The organism is Frateuria terrea (assembly GCF_900115705.1).
Taxonomy (GTDB): domain Bacteria; phylum Pseudomonadota; class Gammaproteobacteria; order Xanthomonadales; family Rhodanobacteraceae; genus Frateuria_A; species Frateuria_A terrea.
In genome coordinates this window covers 553,541-569,208 of sequence record NZ_FOXL01000003.1, presented here as the reverse complement: position 1 = coordinate 569,208, position 15,668 = coordinate 553,541, and the positions used below count along the sequence as shown (strand labels likewise).

The window sequence follows — 15,668 nt, the reverse complement described above, 5'->3', positions numbered from 1 at the left end:
GATGGGAGTCGTCCGTGAACACGCTGGGCCTGCCGCCGCCTTTGATGCAGGCTGGCAGCGTCATGCGCTGGCCCTCGCCGGCTGGACGCTGCTGGCGCTGTCCTACGCGCTGAGCGGCGGCCTGTCCTCGATCAGCGAGGGCTACCCGCCGGCGTGGGGGCGTGCGCTGGTGTGGAACCTTGCCAACTTCTGGCTGTGGATGGCGCTGGTGCCGCTGGTGGGTTGGCTGGGCCGGCGCACCGCCGGCGCCAGCTGGCGGCGCTTCATCGCCGTGCACGTGCCGGCCAGCCTGGGCCTGGCGCTGGGACAGCTGCTGGTGCATCTGCTGATCTTCTGGTTCCTGTGCGGACCCGGCCGCATGCCGGTGCACACGCTGGGCCAGTACGTGCGCATGGAGTTCGCCTACAGCTACCACCTGGCGGTGCTCACCTACTGGATCGTGCTGGTCGTGCTGCTCGGGATGGATTCGCGCCGCCGCCTGCGCGACGAGCGCCTGCGCAGTGCCCAGTTGGAAGGCCAGCTTGCGCAGTCGCAGCTGCAGGCGCTGCGCATGCAGCTGCAACCCCATTTCCTGTTCAACACCTTGAATGCGATCTCCGCGCTGGCGCTGGCCAACCCGATCCAGGCGCGGCTGATGATCGCGCGGCTGAGCGACCTGCTGCGCCTGACGCTGGAGGAGTACCACGCGGTGGAGGTGCCGCTGTCGCGCGAGATCGAATTCCTGCGCTGCTACCTGGCGATCCAGGAGGTGCGCTTCCAGGATCGCCTGAGCACGCAGCTGGACGTCGACGCCGACACCCTGCACGCCGCAGTGCCCAGCATGATCCTCCAGCCGCTGGTGGAGAACGCGCTGCGCCACGGCCTGCTGGCCAAGGCCGAACCCGGTCGCCTGCACGTGGCCAGCCGCCGCGACGGCGACGCGCTGCACCTGCGCGTCGACGACGACGGCCTGGGCCTGCCGCCGGACGGCCCGGCCGAGGGGGTGGGCCTGGGCAACACGCGTGCGCGTCTGCGCGTGCTGTTCGGCCCGGCGGCCAGCCTCGCGCTGGAGCGCAAGGCTGGCGGCGGCACGCGGGTGGAACTGCGCCTGCCCTTTCGCGAGCACCTGGCATGAACGGCGCGCCGATCCGCACGCTACTGGTGGACGACGAGGTGCTGGCACGGCTGGCGCTGCGGCAGGCGCTGGCGGCGCATGCCGATGTCGAGGTCGTCGGCGAATGCGGCAACGCGGCCGAGGCGATCCAGGCGATCGGCGCACTGGCGCCGGACCTGCTGTTCCTGGACATCCGCATGCCCGGCATGGACGGCTTCAAGTTGCTGCACCAGCTCCAGCCGGACACCCTGCCCATGGTCGTGTTCGCCACCGCCTATGGCCAACACGCGCTGCGTGCGTTCGACGCCCATGCGCTGGACTACATCCTGAAGCCGATCGACCAGGCCCGGTTTGACCAGGCACTGGCGCGGGTGCGCCAGCACTGGCACGGACTGCAGGCGCGGGCCCCGCTGCCGCAGAGCGTCGCCGGGCCGCTGCAGCGGATCAGCGTGCGGGTGGACGAGCACATCCGCGTGATCGCCACCGACACCATCGACTGGATCGAGGCCGACGGCAACTACGTGCGCATCCACGTCGGCAAGCAGGCCTACCTGCACCGCGAGACGCTGGCACACCTGCTCGCCGCGCTCGATCCGGCGCGCTTCCTGCGCATCCACCGCGGCACGCTGGTGAACGTCGAGCGCATCCGCGAGGTGCATCCGCTGTTCAAGGGCAGCGCCGAGGTCGTGCTGCACGACGGCACCCGGCTGGATCTGAGCCGGCGCTTCCGCGCGCATGCGTGGCGGGCGCTGGGGATGAGCTGAAGGACGCCCTCTGTTCCCGGTGGGGGGATAAGGCCATGCCGCTGTGGCCCTGCCGCCCGACCCGCGGTCGCGACCGCTCGTCACAAATTCGCGGCCAATGCACGCACCGGCGCACGACGCTGGCAGCCTTCCCCCAGGGGCGGCCGCCATGACCCTGCACCGCATCGCTCTCGCCCTGAACTCCGCAGTCACCGGCACCGCCGCCCCAGCGGCGGCGCCGGAGCCGGAGATCTTCGCGCCCGGCACGATCCGATCCCTGCAAGGAGCAAGCATGTCCCCTCACCGCCTCATCGCCCTCGCCGCCTGCGCCGCGGCCTTCGCCACGCTGCCGCTGGCCGCATGCGCGGCATCCGCCGCCGAACTGCTCGGCCCGGGCGTGATCTCCACCGGCCTGCAGGAAACCTCCGCGGCGTTCTCGCTCGATGGCGAGACGGTTTACTTCCTGCGCTCGGATTTTTCCGAAAAGGACGACACGATCGTCTTCTCGCAGCGCCAGGAAGGCCACTGGTCCACGCCGCAGGTTGCCGCCTTCTCCGGCCGGTGGCACGACTCCGAGCCGACCTTCTCGCCGGACGGCCAGCGGCTGTACTTCGTGTCCAACCGTCCGCTGCAGCCTGGCGGCGCGCCGCTGGTGACGGAGATGGCCGGCCACCGGTTCAGCGGCACCAACCTGTGGTACGTCGAGCGCCAGGCGAACGGCCACTGGGGTACACCGGTGCACGTCGACGGCGCGCTCAACGACGGCGCGCAGATCTACAACCCGTCGGTAGCCGCCAACGGTGACATCTACTTCTCCGCGCATCGTCCGGACTCGGGCAAGGCCTACCAGATCTATGTGGCGCGACGTACCGCGCACGGCCATGGCCTGCCCGAGCGGGTCGACCTGGGCGACCTTGCGCACAGCCGCATGGACCCGGCGATCGACCCGCAGCAACGGTTCCTGCTGTTTGCCGGCGACGAGGGCGACGCGCTGGGGCGCGCCGACATCTACATCGCCTTCCGCCAGCCCGACGGCAGCTGGGGCAAGCCCGAACATCTGGGCGGCGACGTCAACAGCCAGGCGCTGGAAAACGCGCCGGCGCTGGGTCGCCGATTCGGCGAACTGTACGTATCGAGCAACCGCCAGCCGGAGGTGCGTTTTCCGAAGGCGCGCGATGACGCCCGCTCGCTGCAGCAGCGCCTGTCCGGACCGCTCAACGGCTCGCGCAACCTCTGGCGCGTGGACATTTCCGAGGTGCTGCGCACGCACGGCATCGCGCCTTGATCGCCGGAGCTCCCATGACCCACACCCGATTCCTTCCCGCGCTGCTGGCCCTGCTGTCGCTGCCCGCCACCGGCGGCGCCAGGCCTTCGGCCACCGCCCCTGCATTGACGCCATCGCTGCATGCGGGCGACAGCTTCGGCAACGTCTTCTCGCGCACCGTCGCCCTCCAGGCGCCGGGTTTCGACGATGCCGTGCGCCGCGTCAGCGGCACCGCCACCTATCGCGTGGTCGATGCCGCCGCCAGGCCACCGCGGCTGCGCATCGACTACCACTATGACGGCCGGCCCGCCGGCGAGGGCACCGTGGCATGGCCCGAGGGCGGCGCCACCAACTGCTACGACGGCAGGTGCATGCCCAACACCGATGCCAGCGGACTGGCCTACAACCCGCTTTTGTGGGGCCGGGCGCCGGCCACGCTGCGAGTGGGCCAGCGCTGGACGGTGGACATCGGGGTGCCGTGGGAGCTGGGCCCGGCCGGACGGCAGACGGTGACCGTGGTCGCGTTCGACCCAGCCAGCCATACCGTGTCCGTGGAGCGCGAAGGCAGCGGCAACGGCGTCTGGCTGGGCGATGCGCCGCAAGTCACGCTGACCCGCGGCGGCCACTCGTACCCGATGACCCGGGTGCCCGGCCGCGCGCACTGGCATGGGCGCACGACCTTCCGCGACGGCATCGTACTCAGCGACGAATTGATGAGCGTGCGGCCAGTCACGCTGACGTCCGCACAGCTCGGCCGCGTCGAAGGCATCGAGCGTCAGTACATCCTGCTCAATGCCACGCCCAGCGAGGCCGGACCCTGATGCGCGCCACGATCCGTACCCGCCGCTTCTGCCTGGCGGCCGCGCTGCTTCTAGGCGCCGTGACCGCGCGGGCCGGTGAGCCGGTTGGCGCCGCGCCACAGCCGGTCACGCTGGAGGGCATCCTCCATGCCGACAGCGATGACACGCTGGCCTTCACGCCCGATGGCGGCACCGTGTTCTTCGATCGCAGCGAGGGCACGCACAAGACCATCATGCTGTCGCACCGGATCGGCGGCCACTGGACGCCGCCGCAGGTCGCGGGCTTTTCCGGCCGCTGGTTCGACCAGGATCCACTGGTGGCACCGGACGGCAGCTACCTGCTGTTCAATTCCGACCGCCCGGTGCGGCCGGGCGGGCAGCCGCTGGTGCAGGACTACTTCGTCGGCGGCCGCGCGCCCGGATCCAACCTGTGGCGGGTCGACCGCGAAGGCAACGGCTGGGGCAAGCCGGTGTGGCTCGGGCCGGTGATCAACGGCGACGTATTCATCGATTTCGCCAGCGTCACCGCCGACGGCACGCTGTACTTCATGCGTTTCGATCCCAAGGCCCGGGTCATGCATACCTGGCGGTCGCGCTACCGCGATGGCAAGTACCTCGCGCCCGAGCGCGCCGGGCTCGGCGACCCGGACGTGTCCACGCACGACCCCGCGGTGGCGCCGGACGAGTCCTTCATCGTGTTCGACTACGGCAAGGTGAAGGGCGGCCTCGGGCGCCTGTGCGTCGCCTTCCGCGAAGGTGACCGCTGGAGTCGACCGGTCGACCTGGGCGATGCGATCAACCGGGACCTGCCCTGGGGCGCCCATCTCGCACCGGACGGGCACACCGTGTACGTCACGGGCCAATCGGGTATCGCGCAGTTCTCGCTGGAGCCATGGCTGCGCCGGCACGCCGGAGCGAAGCCGCGTTGATGCGGCTTCAGCGCTGCACCATCACCGCGAACCAGCCCCAGCCGCGCACGCGCTCGGTGATCAGCTTGGCGCTGGTGAGCATCGGCACCGCCAGCAGCGCGCCGGGGATGCCCCACAGCCACCCCCACACCAGCAACCAGATCAGGATGGCGATCGGCGACAGGCGCATGCGATGTCCCTGGATCATCGGCGTGATCAGGTTGCCCTCGATGCCGGTCATGCCGGCGAAGGTGAGCGCCGGCAGCAGCGCGTTGCCCAGGTCGTGCGAGTGGATCATGCCGACCAGCGCCAGCACGATGGTGGTGGTGATCGCGCCGACGTAGGGAATGAAGTTGGCGGTCATCGCCACCACGCCCCACAGCAGCGGGTCGGGCATGTGGTAGAGCCACAGCATCAGCGTGGTCAGCGCACCCAGGGTCGCGTTGATCGCCAACGCGGTGAGCAGGTAGCGCGAGACCTCGACCTGGATGCTGCGCACGATCTCCACCGCGTGCCGCTTGTAGGCGAAGCCGGGCGAGATTTCGACCAGCCGTCGCAGCAGCGAGTCGCCGTAGATCAGGAAGAAGAACACCAGCAGCACCACGGTCAGCACCGCGGCGAGCACCTTCGGCGCGGTGGACACCACGTCCCAGGCGGAGATCGCCACCGCGGTCGGATGCGGCGGCTGCGCACGCACCGGGCCGCCGACCAGGCTCTGGGTCGCGCGGTTGGCCGCCTCCAGCGGCTTGGTGACGCTGCGCAACTTCGGTACGAAGCTCTTGATCGCCGCCGGGGCACCGTGGAACCAGCCCAACGCCGGCTGCGCCAGCGCACCGACGCCGGCGCCCAGACCGGCCAGCAGCGCGACCACCAGCACGCTGGCGGTAAGCCAGCGCGGCACGCGGTGGCGCGCGCCCGTCGCCACGAGGGGGTTGAGCGCAAGCCCGATGAACGCGGCCAGCACCAGTGGGATCAGCAGCACGCGCGCGATGGTGACGGTGTAGAGCAACGCCAGCACCAGCAATGCGTTGAGTACCACGCGCACGGCGAGCAGGTGCCGGCGGAGGTTGCGCGCGAGCCGCAGCTGCTGCGAGCCGGCGACCCGCGGCGGCACGGTCGCCGGCGCCACGTCGACCGCGGCCGGCGTGGCGTCGGGGTCGGGTCGGTTCATGCGTCCTCGACGGCCGAAGGGTTGGCCGCGTGCGCGGCCAGGAAGCTGGCGCCGATGGTGGTCGCCTCGCTCACCAGCGCCCCGACCAGGCTGCCCATGCCGGGCAACCTCAGCGGATGCATCTTCGTGCGTCCCATCACGAAGCCGGCGCCGGCGGCCACGCCCAGGATCACCCAAGGATGACGTTCGCCCCGCGCGAGCAGGGCCGAAGCGGGTATCGCCACCGCCCTGCGGGCGTCATGCATCCGCTGTTGCGCGGCGCGGACCCGCGCGTGCTCGCCGAACATGCTCATGCCGCATTCTCCCCTTCCGCCCGCCGCCGGGCTCGCGCCTTGGTGTCGCGCATCATCGCACCCCACTCGTTGCGCGTGGCGGGCAGGCTCATCCAGTGCATGCAGCGGCGGAAGAACACGATGGCGGCCAGCATGAACAGCAGCTGCAGCACGGCCAGCGCGACCAGCGCCCACACCCAGGAGGCGAACCACTTGGCCAGCAGCACGCCCACCAGCGCCAGCAGGGTCAGGCCAAGGCCGACGCCGGCCACGGTGGCGGCCAGGCCCGCCAGCAGCATCCACGAGAGCGCGCTGCGCGCCAGGCCCACTTCGGCGGAGAGCAGCTCCAGCTGCGCGCCGAACAGGTCCTTGACGCCATGGCCGAGCCGGCCGAGCTCATCGAGCACGCCCGGGGACGGCGCTGCGTCGGCGGTGCCGTCGGTACTGACTTGGTCGGCCTCAGGCATCCCTGGCACTCGTCGATGAAGGGTCAGCGGCGAAGGATACGGCCCAGCAACCAGCCGGCGCCCGCCGCGATGGCGATCGACTGCATCGGCTTCTCGCGCACGTATTCGCGCGCCTGCGCCATCCAGGCTTCGGCCTTGTCCATCGTCTCGTCGCGCAGTTCGCGGCTGCGGTCGGCCAGCTCCGCCGCCTTGTCGTTCGCGCGATGCGCGACGTCGGCGGTGCGTTCGGTGGCACGGTACACGCCCGCCTCGACCTTGTCGGCCGTGCTGTTGACCGCCTGCTTGGTGCGCGCCACCGCATCGGAGGTGGCCTGCTTGACCCGGTCGGCGCCCTGGTCGATGCGGGTGTGCGCCTTCGACGAGGTGCCCGTGTCCGTCTCCAGCGAGTCGGTCATGTGCTGATCGGCCATGGCCGGATTGGGCACGGGCGGGTTCAGGCCGGAGTCGCGCGGGGTCGATGAGCTGTGGATCGGGTTGGTCATGGCTTCGCTCCCGGTGGAGGTGACAACGATGCCGCTCAACTGGCGCGGCGGAAGAAGGCGATGATCGCAAGGATCAGGAAAATGACGAACAGGATTTTCGCAATGCCGGCGGCGGCACCAGCGATGCCGCCGAACCCGAGGATGGCAGCGATGATGGCGATGACCAAAAAGACAATGGCGTAATGCAGCATGACGGCTTCCTCATGGGTAGTTGACGATCCCCCGGGCCGGCCTGCACGGCCAGACGCGAGTCATTCATCCACAGGGGCTGCCATCTGCACGTGAAGAGGCGCGTGCCAGTGCGCCCTCCCGTTCACTTCGCATCCGGGTTGATCGCATAGGTGCCGGTCAGCGCAGCGCTCGCCAGCACGTGGCCATCCATCGCCGCGCGCAGCTGGTCGAGGCCGAAGCCGGTTGACAGGCCCAGGCTCGGGACGTCCAGTGCATGCAGTTCGAAGCGGTAGCGATGCACGCGTGCGTCGTTCCAGGGCGGGCAGGGCCCGTCGTAGCCGAGATAGGTGCCGGCCATCTGCGGATCGGAGGCGAACCAGCCGCTGTAGTCGTTCTCGCCCTGGTGGCTGCCGGCCGGACCGGTCGGCGCTCGCTTGCCATGCGGCGTGATGCCGTCGCTGCACGAGCCGTTGCCAAGCTCGCCGCAGTCGGCCGGGATGCCGGCCATCAGCCAGTGCACGAAGTCGGTGCGCGGGAGGTCGGCGCTGACGGTGCGCCCCGGCTGGTTGACGTCGTCGCCGCGGCTGGGCGCATCGCCATCGATGCAGGTGAGCACGAACGAGCGTGTGCCCGGCGGCGCGTCGCGCCAGGCCAGGTGCGGGTTGCGGTTGTCGGACAAGGCGACCGGGTCGCCCGGCTGGCCGAAGGCGCATTCGCGTGGGATCGGCTTGCCTTCTTCAAAGTCGTTGCTGCGCAGTTGCATGGGACTCTCCTCTGATCGAATTGAAGCTCCCTCTCCCCTTAAGGGGAGGGGATTGGAGTGAGGGGCCGCTGCGGCAACGCTGCCTCGCGAGCGCGTGATTTTTTTGCACGGAGATGTGGAAACCCTTGGGCAGGGTCAGCCTGTCGACGCGGCCCGGGCGGGCGCGGTGGACGGAGCCAGCAGCAGCACGAACAGCAGGCGCATGACGGCGCTCCTTGCGGCGCAATCGCCAGCGTAGCGCCAAAGCCGTGAAGCCGGAAAGGACGAGGCCGCTCCTGCTACCGTACGCGCCTCACGAGGGGGACGCATGAGCGAACTGGACGACCTGGCCACCCTGGTCCGCGCGACCACGCCGTTGCTGGTGATCGAAACCGTGGATGAGCAGCGCGTGATCGAGTGCTTCCGCCACGTGATCGCGCAATCGCTGCGGCCGCTGTGGCGCTGGACACTCACCGATGGCCTGGCACGGCTGGATTTCGCCCAGTCCGGCGATCCGGTCGCCCCGGACGCCAGCGCCACGCTGGACGCCATCCGCGCCGCGGACGAGCGCGGCGTCTACCTGCTGTTCGATTTCCATCCGTTCCTGCGCTATGCGATGAGCCTGCGCCAGTTGCGCGAGATCGTGCAGCGGCAGAAAAGCGCCGCGCACACGATCGTGCTGGTCGGCGCGAGGATCGAGTTGCCTGAGGAACTGGAAGCGCTCGCCATGCGCGTGCCGCTGGCGCTGCCGGACCTGAAGGAACTGGCCGGCATCCTGCGCGGCGAGGCGGCCGCGTGGCAGCGCGAACAGGGCCGCCGTCTGGAAGTCGACGGCGAGGCGGCGCGCACGCTGGTGCGCAACCTGGTCGGGCTGTCGGCGCCGGATGCGCGGCGGATCGTACGCAAGCTGATCTACAACGATGGCGCGCTGGGCGAGAACGACCTGCCCGAGCTGATGCGCGCGAAGTTCGACCTGCTCAACCGCTCCGGCCTGCTGCACTACGAGTACGCGACCGCGAGCTTCGCCGACGTGGCCGGGGTGGCGCGGCTCAATGCCTGGGTGCAGCGGCGGCGCGCGGTGTTCCTCGAGCCGCAGCCGGCGCTCGATCCGCCCAGGGGTGTGCTGTTGCTGGGCGTGCAGGGCTGCGGCAAGAGCCTGGCGGCCAAGGCCACCGCCGGCGGCTTTGGCGTCCCGCTGGTGCGGCTGGATTTCGGCACGCTGTACGACAAGTACCAGGGCGAGACCGAGAAAAATCTGCGCGAGGCGCTGGCCAGTATCGAACTGCTCAGTCCCTGCGTGCTGTGGATCGACGAGATCGAAAAGGGCCTGGCCAGCGGCGGCGGCGAGGACGGTGGCGTGTCGCGCCGCGTGCTCGGTTACCTGCTCACCTGGATGGCCGAACGCAAGTCCAAGGTGTTCGTGGTCGCCACCGCCAATGCGGTCGACCAGCTACCGGCCGAGCTGCTGCGTAAGGGACGCTTCGACGAGATCTTCTTCGTCGACCTGCCCTCCGCGGCGGCGCGCGCGGCGGTGTTCGAGTTGCACCTGAAGCGCCGCAAGCTCGACCCGGCGACCTTCGACCTGGCTCCCCTTGCCGTGGCCAGCGACGGCTTCTCCGGTGCCGAGATCGAGCAGGCCATCGTCAGTGCGCTGTACGACGTTCCCGGCAGCGGCACGCCACCGGACCAGGCCGCGCTGTGCCGGGCGCTGGAGCAGACCCGGCCGCTGTCGGTGCTGATGCGCGAGCCGGTGCAGGCGCTGCGCGACTGGGCGCGCGAGCGCTGCGTGCCGGCCGACTGATCGCGCGCCTCGCTCCCTCTCCCTCCGGGGAGAGGATTGGGGCGAGGGCCAGCTCCAGCGACGGGGCGGCTACAGAAGCGCGGCTCCGAACCGCTTTTTCCGCGAGCCCCGGCCCATCATCCCGGCCGTCTCCCAATCTCCCAAAGGGAAGAAGGAGCAAAGCGGCCTGCGCACTGCAAATGTTTCAGCGAAAGCGCAAATCTTGCGTCTGCGGTCATGGCGCGACCCGCACAAACCGCGCCGCCAGCAGGGGCATGGATCTTGCCGCCTTCGGGAAACTCGCGGCCGGTGCTCCCTGCCGGTCGTCTCCCTCCCCGAAGACGACACAAGGAACCAACCATGTTCGCTCACAACAAACGCCTGCAGTACACGGTGCGAGTTTCCGAATGCAATCCGGCGCTCGCCAACCTCATGCTCGAACAGTTCGGTGGCCCACAGGGCGAGCTCGCCGCGGCGATGCGCTACTTCACCCAGGCGCTGGCCGAGGACGATGCCGGCCGCAAGGACATGCTGCTGGACATCGCCACCGAGGAGCTCAGCCACCTGGAGGTGATCGGCACCATCGTCGGCATGCTCAACAAGGGCGCCAAGGGCAAGCTCGCCGAAGGCGCCGAGGAGCAGGCGCAGGCGTTCCGCGAACTGCAGGGCGCCGGCAACGATTCGCACGTGACCCAGGTGCTCTATGGCGGCGGTCCGGCGCTGACTAACTCCGGCGGCCAGCTGTGGACGGCCGGCTACGTCGACTCGATCGGCGAGCCGACCGCCGACCTGCGCTCGAACATCGCCGCCGAGGCCCGCGCCAAGATCATCTACGAACGTCTGATCAACCTCACCGCCGACGCCGGCGTGCGCGACGCGCTGGGCTTCCTGATGACGCGCGAGATCGCCCACCAGCAATCGTTCGAGAAGGCGCTGTACGCAATCCAGCCGAACTTCCCGCCGGGCAAGCTGCCGGGCAAGCCGGAGTTCGCCAACATGTACGTCAACACCTCGCAGGGCGAGGGCGACATGCGCGGCCCGTGGAACAGCGACGAGAATTTCCAGTTCGTCAGCGACCGTGAGCAGATGCTGGCGATGGGCGGTGGCAGCGGCATGCCGGAAGTTTCGATGGACGACCGGCAGCGCGCGGTGCTGATGCAGATGGCCGAGCGCACGCGCTCCAATCCCTCGATCAACCCGGAGACCGGGGCCGAGCTGGGCCGCACGGGCGGCCAGACGGAGGGCACCCGCCACTAGACCGAGACCGTGGACTTCAACCGCCGGGTTCGCGACGAACCCGGTGGGTTGAGTCCGACGGGCGGGCGTCAGCTGAACGCGGTGTCCAGCATCATCATCAGCACGAAGCCGACCATCAGCCCACCGGTGGCAAAATGCTCGTGCCCCTGCCGGTGCGACTCCGGGATGATCTCGTGGCTGACCACGAACAGCATGGCGCCGGCGGCAAAGCCGAGGCCGACGGGCAGCAGCATCGGATAGTCGATCACCACCCCGGCCCCGACCAGCGCGCCGACCGGCTCGATCAGGCCGGACGCCATGCCCACCGACACCGCCCAGCGCCGCCCGTAGCCGGCCGCCATCAGCGCGATCGCCACCACCAGCCCTTCCGGCAGATCCTGGATCGCAATGCCGGTGGCCAGCGCGATACCGTGCGCCAGGCCGGGCCCGAAGCCGACGCCGGTCGCGAGGCCTTCGGGCAGGTTGTGCAGGCAGATGGCAAACACGAACAGCCAGGCCCGCTTGAGCCGCAGCGAGGAGTGCCCTTCGGGTCCCTTGATGAAGTGCTCGTGCGGCAGCACGCGTTCGAGCAGCACCAGCGCGCCAGCCCCGAACAGGATCGCCACACCGACCCATGCACCGGCCGCCCACGGCCCCTGCCCCTGGCGCTGCGCCTCGTGGATGCCAGGCAGCGCCAGCGAGAACGCGCTGGCCGCCAGCATGACGCCGGCGCCGAAGCCGAACATGGTGTCCTGCGTGCGCTGGTCGATGTTGCGCGCGAACAGCGCCGGCAGGGTGCCCAGCGCAGTGGCAGCGGCTCCCGCGCAGCCGCCCAGGAACGCGGCAAGGACCGGCGTCAGCGCCATCGACGGGTCCTGCGCGTGGCTGGGGGCGTGGCGGGCATGCGGTCCTGCGCCTGGTCGGGCCGACAGCATGGCGCCCCGCCGGCGCCGGTGGCGTGAACGCCGTTGACCCTCCGCGCCGGGCCACCCATGCTGGACAGCCGCTCCATCTTCAGAGACCTGCATGAGCACGCCGCCGCCCTTCCACCTCGCCTTCCCGGTCACCTCGCTGGCCAGCGCGCGCGCGTTCTACGGCGGCCTGCTCGGCTGCCCCGAGGGACGCTCCAGCGAGGACTGGGTCGACTTCGATTTCCATGGCCACCAGATCGTGGCCCACCTGGCACCGGAGCAAGCCCGCCCGGCCAGCGCCCATGACGTGGACGGCGACGCCGTGCCGGTGCGTCATTTCGGCCTGGTGCTGCCGATGCCCGAATGGGAGGCACTGGCCGCGCGCCTGCGCTCGGCGGGCACGCGCTTCGTCATCGAGCCGCACGTCCGCTTCCAGGGCCAGCCAGGCGAGCAGGCGACCATGTTCCTGCTCGATCCCTGCGGCAACGCGCTGGAGTTCAAGGCGTTCGCCGATCCGGCCAGGCTGTTCGCGAAGTAGCTCGCCTGGACGATCAGGCGCGGATCGAGTTGAAGCGCGCGGCGATGTATTCGTCGGTGAAACTGGTCATGTCCGCACCGCGTATGAAGCCGCAGTGCCCGCCGTATTCGGCGATGTCCAGCTCGACGCTGGGCGGCAGCTCGAGTTGCTCGAAGGCGCCCACCGGGATCACCGGATCGTCGCGCGCGGTCAGGATGGTGGCGGGGATGGCCATGCCGGCAAGCGCATCGCGCGCCACCGAATAGCCGTCCAGATAGGCCTCCAGCGAACCGAAGTCGGTGTGCCGCAGCACCAGCGCCTCGGTCAGCCCGCGCAGGCTCTGCTTCAGCTCGGCCAGTTCGAAGTACTGCCGGTGCGGAAATGCCTGCTGCTTGGCCTTCAGCGACTGGCGCCACTTGCGCATGAAGTAGGCCTGGTAGAACCACGGCGCGCTCTGCTCGAGCGAGAACAGCCCTTCGCTTGGGTCGATGATCGGGCACACCGCCAGCGCATAGTCCAGCGGAATGGACTCCGCCGGCGCGCGCAGTGCGGCACGTAGCGCGAAGTTGCCGCCGAGCGAGAAGCCGGCCAGTACGGTCACCGGTCGCGGCCAGCGCCGCACGATGTCGCCCAGCGCATGCACGACTTCGTCGATGCGGCAGGAATGGAACAGCGCTTCGTTCAAGTGGTGGCTGGCGCCGTGGTCGCGGAAATTGAGCCGGAAAACGTCCCACCCATCGCGCAGCAGGCGGCTGCCGGTCTGCAGCACGTAGGTCGAATCGACGCTGCCCTCCCAGCCATGGAACAGCACGGCCAGGCCGCGTGACGCACGGCCGGTCCGCTGTGCGGTGAAGGCGCCGGTCAGGCGCACGCCGTTGCCGCCGTCGACCACTACGTCCTCGGCATGGTCCGCCACTTCGCGCGCGCTTTTGGGCAACAGCAAACGGCGCACGCCGCTGGAGGAAAGCATGGTCTGCACATGGCCGCTGGTCAGCGGCCAGGGGGGACGGAAATCCTTTCCGCGCGGCAGTTCGCTCATGCGTGGGCGTCTTCCAGGGCGGCGCCGATGCGCTCGCGCGAGAGGTCGGCCATGCGCCGGCGCGCGTCGGGCATCGCCGGCACCGGCGCGAGGAAATGCACCTCGGCATCCAGCGGCGCCTCGCCGAGCATGCGCAGCAGGTTGCCCATGAAGTTCTCGCCTTCACGGAAGCCGGCGTCGACCACCCGCTTGCCGTTGCGCGCGAAGCGCAGCGCCACCGGCTGCACCGGCACCCGCGCGTCCAGCGCGGCCTGGAAGATGCGCGCGTGGAACACCTTGAGCACGCCGTTGTGGCCGGTGCCGCCCTCGGGGAACACCGCCACCGAGCGGCCGCCGCGCAGCCGCTCGACCATCGCCTGCATCACCGCCGCCAGCGAATGGTTGCTGCCGCGCCGATGGAAGATCGTGCCGCCGGTGGCGGCCATCCAGCCGACCAGCGGCCAGCGCGCGATTTCGGCCTTGGCCACGAAGCAGGCGGCGCGCTGGCTGTGCAACAGTTCGATGTCAATCCAGGAGGTGTGGTTGGCGACGAACAGCACCGGGTCGGGCAACGGCGTGCCGACGCGCACCGAGCGCAGGCCGAAGATGCGCATCAAGACGGTCGACCACCAGCGGATCATGCGGTGCACGAATGGCTCGCGGCCATCGACCATCACGCGGTGCCTGTTCCAGCTCAGGACCAGCGAACACAGCAGGATGCCGAGCACGATGTGCAACAGCAGCAGCGGTACCCGCCAAAGGTAGCGCAAGGGTCGCCAGGGATCGCGTTCGGGGGTGGGGGCGGTATCCATGAGCTGGGTAGTTTAGCGTCTGCGGGGCCCTGCAAGGCGTGCACACGGGCTGTGCCGACCGGTATGTATCACCGGGCCTTTCGCCTTCGCGGCCGTCGGCGACGGCCGTGTCGGGCCCTCTCCTCGCAGGACCCATGCCCATGCCGGGAAACCCGCCCGCGGAACCGCATCCCAGCCAGCCCACGTTCCTGTCCGGCGGCGGTGGCATGGGTGAGCGCATGCGCGCGCTGGACTGGTCCGCCACGCCGCTGGGGCCGGTCGCCGGCTGGCCGGAGGCGCTGCGGTCGGCCACCAACATCATGCTCAACTCGCGCTTTCCGATCGCGCTGTACTGGGGCGAGGAACTGGCGCTGCTCTACAACGACGCCTGGAGTCCGATCCCCGGCGGCAAGCACCCCCGGGCGCTGGGCCAGCCTGGCCGCCAACGACCACCGCCAGGTCCAGCTGGCCTGGACCATCGACGCCGGCCGGTTGCGGCTCGCCTGGCACGAGCGCGGCGGCCCGCCGGTGCAGCCGCCTCCACGCCGGGGTTTCGGCTCGCGTCTGATCGAGCGTGGCCTGGCGCATGAACTGGATGGCCGGGTGCGGCTGGACTACGCCAGCGATGGCGTCGTGTGCGAGATCGACATGCCGCTGCCGCAGACCGCGCCACAGCCGGTCTGAGCAGCTGCGGTCCCGCGGTCGCCGCCGTTGCTTCGCCCGGGCTCCAGCGCATCCGCCCGATCAGCCCTCCAGCTGCCCCAGCGGCAACGACGGCGAACGCTTGACGGTGCGCAGCACGAAGCTCGAATTGGCGTCGGCCACCCCGGCGTCATTGAGCAGCCGGTCGAGCAGGAAACGCGAGAAGTGCGGCAGGTCCGCCACGTACACGTGCAGCAGGTAGTCCATGTCGCCGGTCAGCGCATGGCAGGCGACCACCTCCTCCCAGCCGTTGACCTTTTCCACGAAGCGCTCGATCGCGCCGGCCTCGTGCCGCGCCAACTGCACGCGCACGAACGCCTGCAATCCCAGCCCCACCGCCTGCGGGTCGACCTGCGCTGCGTAACCGGTCAGCACGCCCTCGGCCTCCAGCCGCTGCAGCCGCCGCAGGCAGGCCGAGGGCGACAGGCTGACCCGCTCGGCCAGCTCGGCGTTGGTGATGCGCCCCTCGCCCTGGAGCACGGCGAGCAGGCGCAGGTCGGTGCGATCGAGCTTGGGCATGGCAGCTTGCTCCGCGGTTCGTGCGTCCTGCGCAAGAATACTGCGCCGCCTCACGGGTGATTCACAACAAACGCAACCTTC

At 69.9% G+C, this 15,668-nt stretch carries 19 protein-coding genes; 9 read left to right on the top strand and 10 right to left on the bottom strand.

The features are described from left to right. The first annotated feature begins 1 nt into the window (after window position 1). The 5 genes from BMZ38_RS06415 to BMZ38_RS06395 all read left to right on the top strand — a co-directional run bounded on the left by BMZ38_RS06415 (window position 2) and on the right by BMZ38_RS06395 (window position 4,829). A complete protein-coding gene (locus BMZ38_RS06415) occupies window positions 2-1,114 on the top strand; it encodes a sensor histidine kinase (RefSeq protein WP_091335458.1) in 1,113 nt (370 codons plus the stop codon). After that, window positions 1,111-1,857, top strand: coding sequence for a LytR/AlgR family response regulator transcription factor (locus BMZ38_RS06410; RefSeq protein ID WP_091335454.1), 747 nt, complete (start codon window positions 1,111-1,113; stop codon window positions 1,855-1,857). Before BMZ38_RS06415 ends, BMZ38_RS06410 begins: the two co-directional genes overlap by 4 nt. A gap of 271 nt (window positions 1,858-2,128) precedes the next feature. Beyond that, the gene (locus BMZ38_RS06405) at window positions 2,129-3,121 is read left to right on the top strand and encodes a TolB-like translocation protein (RefSeq protein WP_091335451.1); all 993 of its coding nucleotides are present in this window, start codon (window positions 2,129-2,131) and stop codon (window positions 3,119-3,121) included. A 14-nt stretch (window positions 3,122-3,135) separates the two neighbouring features. After that, window positions 3,136-3,921, top strand: coding sequence for a hypothetical protein (locus tag BMZ38_RS06400; RefSeq protein ID WP_091335448.1), 786 nt, complete (start codon window positions 3,136-3,138; stop codon window positions 3,919-3,921). Further along, window positions 3,921-4,829, top strand: coding sequence for a TolB-like translocation protein (locus BMZ38_RS06395; RefSeq protein ID WP_091335446.1), 909 nt, complete (start codon window positions 3,921-3,923; stop codon window positions 4,827-4,829). The genes BMZ38_RS06400 and BMZ38_RS06395 overlap by 1 nt, the downstream gene beginning before the upstream one ends. Window positions 4,830-4,836: 7 nt before the next feature. Here the strand turns inward: BMZ38_RS06395 and BMZ38_RS06390 are convergent, their stop codons facing one another. The 6 genes from BMZ38_RS06390 to BMZ38_RS06365 form a co-directional block, all read right to left on the bottom strand. Further along, a complete protein-coding gene (locus tag BMZ38_RS06390) occupies window positions 4,837-5,979 on the bottom strand; it encodes an AI-2E family transporter (RefSeq protein WP_091335443.1) in 1,143 nt (380 codons plus the stop codon). Continuing rightward, window positions 5,976-6,272: a hypothetical protein gene (locus BMZ38_RS06385; RefSeq protein WP_091335440.1), complete on the bottom strand. Its 297-nt coding sequence runs from the start codon at window positions 6,270-6,272 to the stop codon at window positions 5,976-5,978. Before BMZ38_RS06385 ends, BMZ38_RS06390 begins: the two co-directional genes overlap by 4 nt. Next, a complete protein-coding gene (locus BMZ38_RS06380; RefSeq protein ID WP_091335438.1) occupies window positions 6,269-6,718 on the bottom strand; it encodes a hypothetical protein in 450 nt (149 codons plus the stop codon). Before BMZ38_RS06380 ends, BMZ38_RS06385 begins: the two co-directional genes overlap by 4 nt. 23 nt (window positions 6,719-6,741) lie before the next feature. Then, complete coding sequence (locus tag BMZ38_RS06375; RefSeq protein ID WP_425431862.1) at window positions 6,742-7,200, bottom strand: ElaB/YgaM/YqjD family protein; 459 nt, start codon at window positions 7,198-7,200, stop codon at window positions 6,742-6,744. Window positions 7,201-7,235: 35 nt separating this feature from the next. After that, entirely contained in the window at window positions 7,236-7,391 is a 156-nt protein-coding gene (locus BMZ38_RS06370) for a DUF1328 domain-containing protein (protein WP_091335435.1), read from the bottom strand. Between the two features lie 122 nt (window positions 7,392-7,513). Next, a complete protein-coding gene (locus BMZ38_RS06365; RefSeq protein WP_091335433.1) occupies window positions 7,514-8,134 on the bottom strand; it encodes a YbhB/YbcL family Raf kinase inhibitor-like protein in 621 nt (206 codons plus the stop codon). 307 nt (window positions 8,135-8,441) lie between these two features. Here BMZ38_RS06365 and BMZ38_RS06360 point away from each other — a divergent pair, with 307 nt between their 5' ends. Then, window positions 8,442-9,914 (top strand): AAA family ATPase, encoded by a 1,473-nt coding sequence (locus BMZ38_RS06360; protein WP_091335431.1) that lies wholly within the window; start codon window positions 8,442-8,444, stop codon window positions 9,912-9,914. A gap of 339 nt (window positions 9,915-10,253) precedes the next feature. Further along, complete coding sequence (locus BMZ38_RS06355) at window positions 10,254-11,150, top strand: manganese catalase family protein (protein ID WP_091335429.1); 897 nt, start codon at window positions 10,254-10,256, stop codon at window positions 11,148-11,150. 68 nt (window positions 11,151-11,218) lie between these two features. On the opposite strand, the gene BMZ38_RS06350 is transcribed toward BMZ38_RS06355, so the two are convergent. Continuing rightward, entirely contained in the window at window positions 11,219-11,995 is a 777-nt protein-coding gene (locus BMZ38_RS06350; RefSeq protein WP_217638728.1) for a ZIP family metal transporter, read from the bottom strand. 160 nt (window positions 11,996-12,155) lie between these two features. Between BMZ38_RS06350 and BMZ38_RS06345 the strand changes: the two genes are divergently transcribed. After that, window positions 12,156-12,578, top strand: a complete 423-nt coding sequence (locus tag BMZ38_RS06345) for a VOC family protein (RefSeq protein WP_091335419.1) — start codon at window positions 12,156-12,158, stop codon at window positions 12,576-12,578. A 13-nt stretch (window positions 12,579-12,591) separates the two neighbouring features. Here BMZ38_RS06345 and BMZ38_RS06340 read toward each other — a convergent pair whose 3' ends face one another. Together BMZ38_RS06340 and BMZ38_RS06335 are read right to left on the bottom strand one after the other, a co-directional pair. After that, window positions 12,592-13,596 carry a YheT family hydrolase gene (locus tag BMZ38_RS06340; RefSeq protein WP_091335415.1) on the bottom strand — a complete coding sequence of 335 codons (1,005 nt, stop codon included), beginning with the start codon at window positions 13,594-13,596 and terminating at the stop codon, window positions 12,592-12,594. Then, on the bottom strand, window positions 13,593-14,387 hold the full coding sequence (locus BMZ38_RS06335) for a lysophospholipid acyltransferase family protein (RefSeq protein ID WP_091335414.1): 795 nt from the start codon (window positions 14,385-14,387) through the stop codon (window positions 13,593-13,595). Before BMZ38_RS06335 ends, BMZ38_RS06340 begins: the two co-directional genes overlap by 4 nt. A gap of 507 nt (window positions 14,388-14,894) precedes the next feature. Here BMZ38_RS06335 and BMZ38_RS17495 point away from each other — a divergent pair. Continuing rightward, window positions 14,895-15,050 carry a sensor histidine kinase gene (locus tag BMZ38_RS17495; protein ID WP_139202390.1) on the top strand — a complete coding sequence of 52 codons (156 nt, stop codon included), beginning with the start codon at window positions 14,895-14,897 and terminating at the stop codon, window positions 15,048-15,050. A gap of 60 nt (window positions 15,051-15,110) precedes the next feature. Here BMZ38_RS17495 and BMZ38_RS06325 read toward each other — a convergent pair whose 3' ends face one another. Continuing rightward, entirely contained in the window at window positions 15,111-15,587 is a 477-nt protein-coding gene (locus BMZ38_RS06325; RefSeq protein ID WP_091335412.1) for an Lrp/AsnC family transcriptional regulator, read from the bottom strand. Between the last annotated feature and the right edge of the window lie 81 nt (window positions 15,588-15,668).

Excerpts from the sequence above, each read along its gene's own strand:
- BMZ38_RS06415 (WP_091335458.1), top strand. The coding sequence starts at position 2 with ATGGGAGTCGTCCGTGAACACGCTGGGCCTGCCGCCGCCTTTGATGCA.
- BMZ38_RS06410 (WP_091335454.1), top strand. The coding sequence starts at position 1,111 with ATGAACGGCGCGCCGATCCGCACGCTACTGGTGGACGACGAGGTGCTG.
- BMZ38_RS06405 (WP_091335451.1), top strand. The coding sequence starts at position 2,129 with ATGTCCCCTCACCGCCTCATCGCCCTCGCCGCCTGCGCCGCGGCCTTC.
- BMZ38_RS06400 (WP_091335448.1), top strand. The coding sequence starts at position 3,136 with ATGACCCACACCCGATTCCTTCCCGCGCTGCTGGCCCTGCTGTCGCTG.
- BMZ38_RS06395 (WP_091335446.1), top strand. The coding sequence starts at position 3,921 with ATGCGCGCCACGATCCGTACCCGCCGCTTCTGCCTGGCGGCCGCGCTG.
- BMZ38_RS06390 (WP_091335443.1), bottom strand. The coding sequence starts at position 5,979 with ATGAACCGACCCGACCCCGACGCCACGCCGGCCGCGGTCGACGTGGCG.
- BMZ38_RS06385 (WP_091335440.1), bottom strand. The coding sequence starts at position 6,272 with ATGAGCATGTTCGGCGAGCACGCGCGGGTCCGCGCCGCGCAACAGCGG.
- BMZ38_RS06380 (WP_091335438.1), bottom strand. The coding sequence starts at position 6,718 with ATGCCTGAGGCCGACCAAGTCAGTACCGACGGCACCGCCGACGCAGCG.
- BMZ38_RS06375 (WP_425431862.1), bottom strand. The coding sequence starts at position 7,200 with ATGACCAACCCGATCCACAGCTCATCGACCCCGCGCGACTCCGGCCTG.
- BMZ38_RS06370 (WP_091335435.1), bottom strand. The coding sequence starts at position 7,391 with ATGCTGCATTACGCCATTGTCTTTTTGGTCATCGCCATCATCGCTGCC.
- BMZ38_RS06365 (WP_091335433.1), bottom strand. The coding sequence starts at position 8,134 with ATGCAACTGCGCAGCAACGACTTTGAAGAAGGCAAGCCGATCCCACGC.
- BMZ38_RS06360 (WP_091335431.1), top strand. The coding sequence starts at position 8,442 with ATGAGCGAACTGGACGACCTGGCCACCCTGGTCCGCGCGACCACGCCG.
- BMZ38_RS06355 (WP_091335429.1), top strand. The coding sequence starts at position 10,254 with ATGTTCGCTCACAACAAACGCCTGCAGTACACGGTGCGAGTTTCCGAA.
- BMZ38_RS06350 (WP_217638728.1), bottom strand. The coding sequence starts at position 11,995 with ATGGCGCTGACGCCGGTCCTTGCCGCGTTCCTGGGCGGCTGCGCGGGA.
- BMZ38_RS06345 (WP_091335419.1), top strand. The coding sequence starts at position 12,156 with ATGAGCACGCCGCCGCCCTTCCACCTCGCCTTCCCGGTCACCTCGCTG.
- BMZ38_RS06340 (WP_091335415.1), bottom strand. The coding sequence starts at position 13,596 with ATGAGCGAACTGCCGCGCGGAAAGGATTTCCGTCCCCCCTGGCCGCTG.
- BMZ38_RS06335 (WP_091335414.1), bottom strand. The coding sequence starts at position 14,387 with ATGGATACCGCCCCCACCCCCGAACGCGATCCCTGGCGACCCTTGCGC.
- BMZ38_RS06325 (WP_091335412.1), bottom strand. The coding sequence starts at position 15,587 with ATGCCCAAGCTCGATCGCACCGACCTGCGCCTGCTCGCCGTGCTCCAG.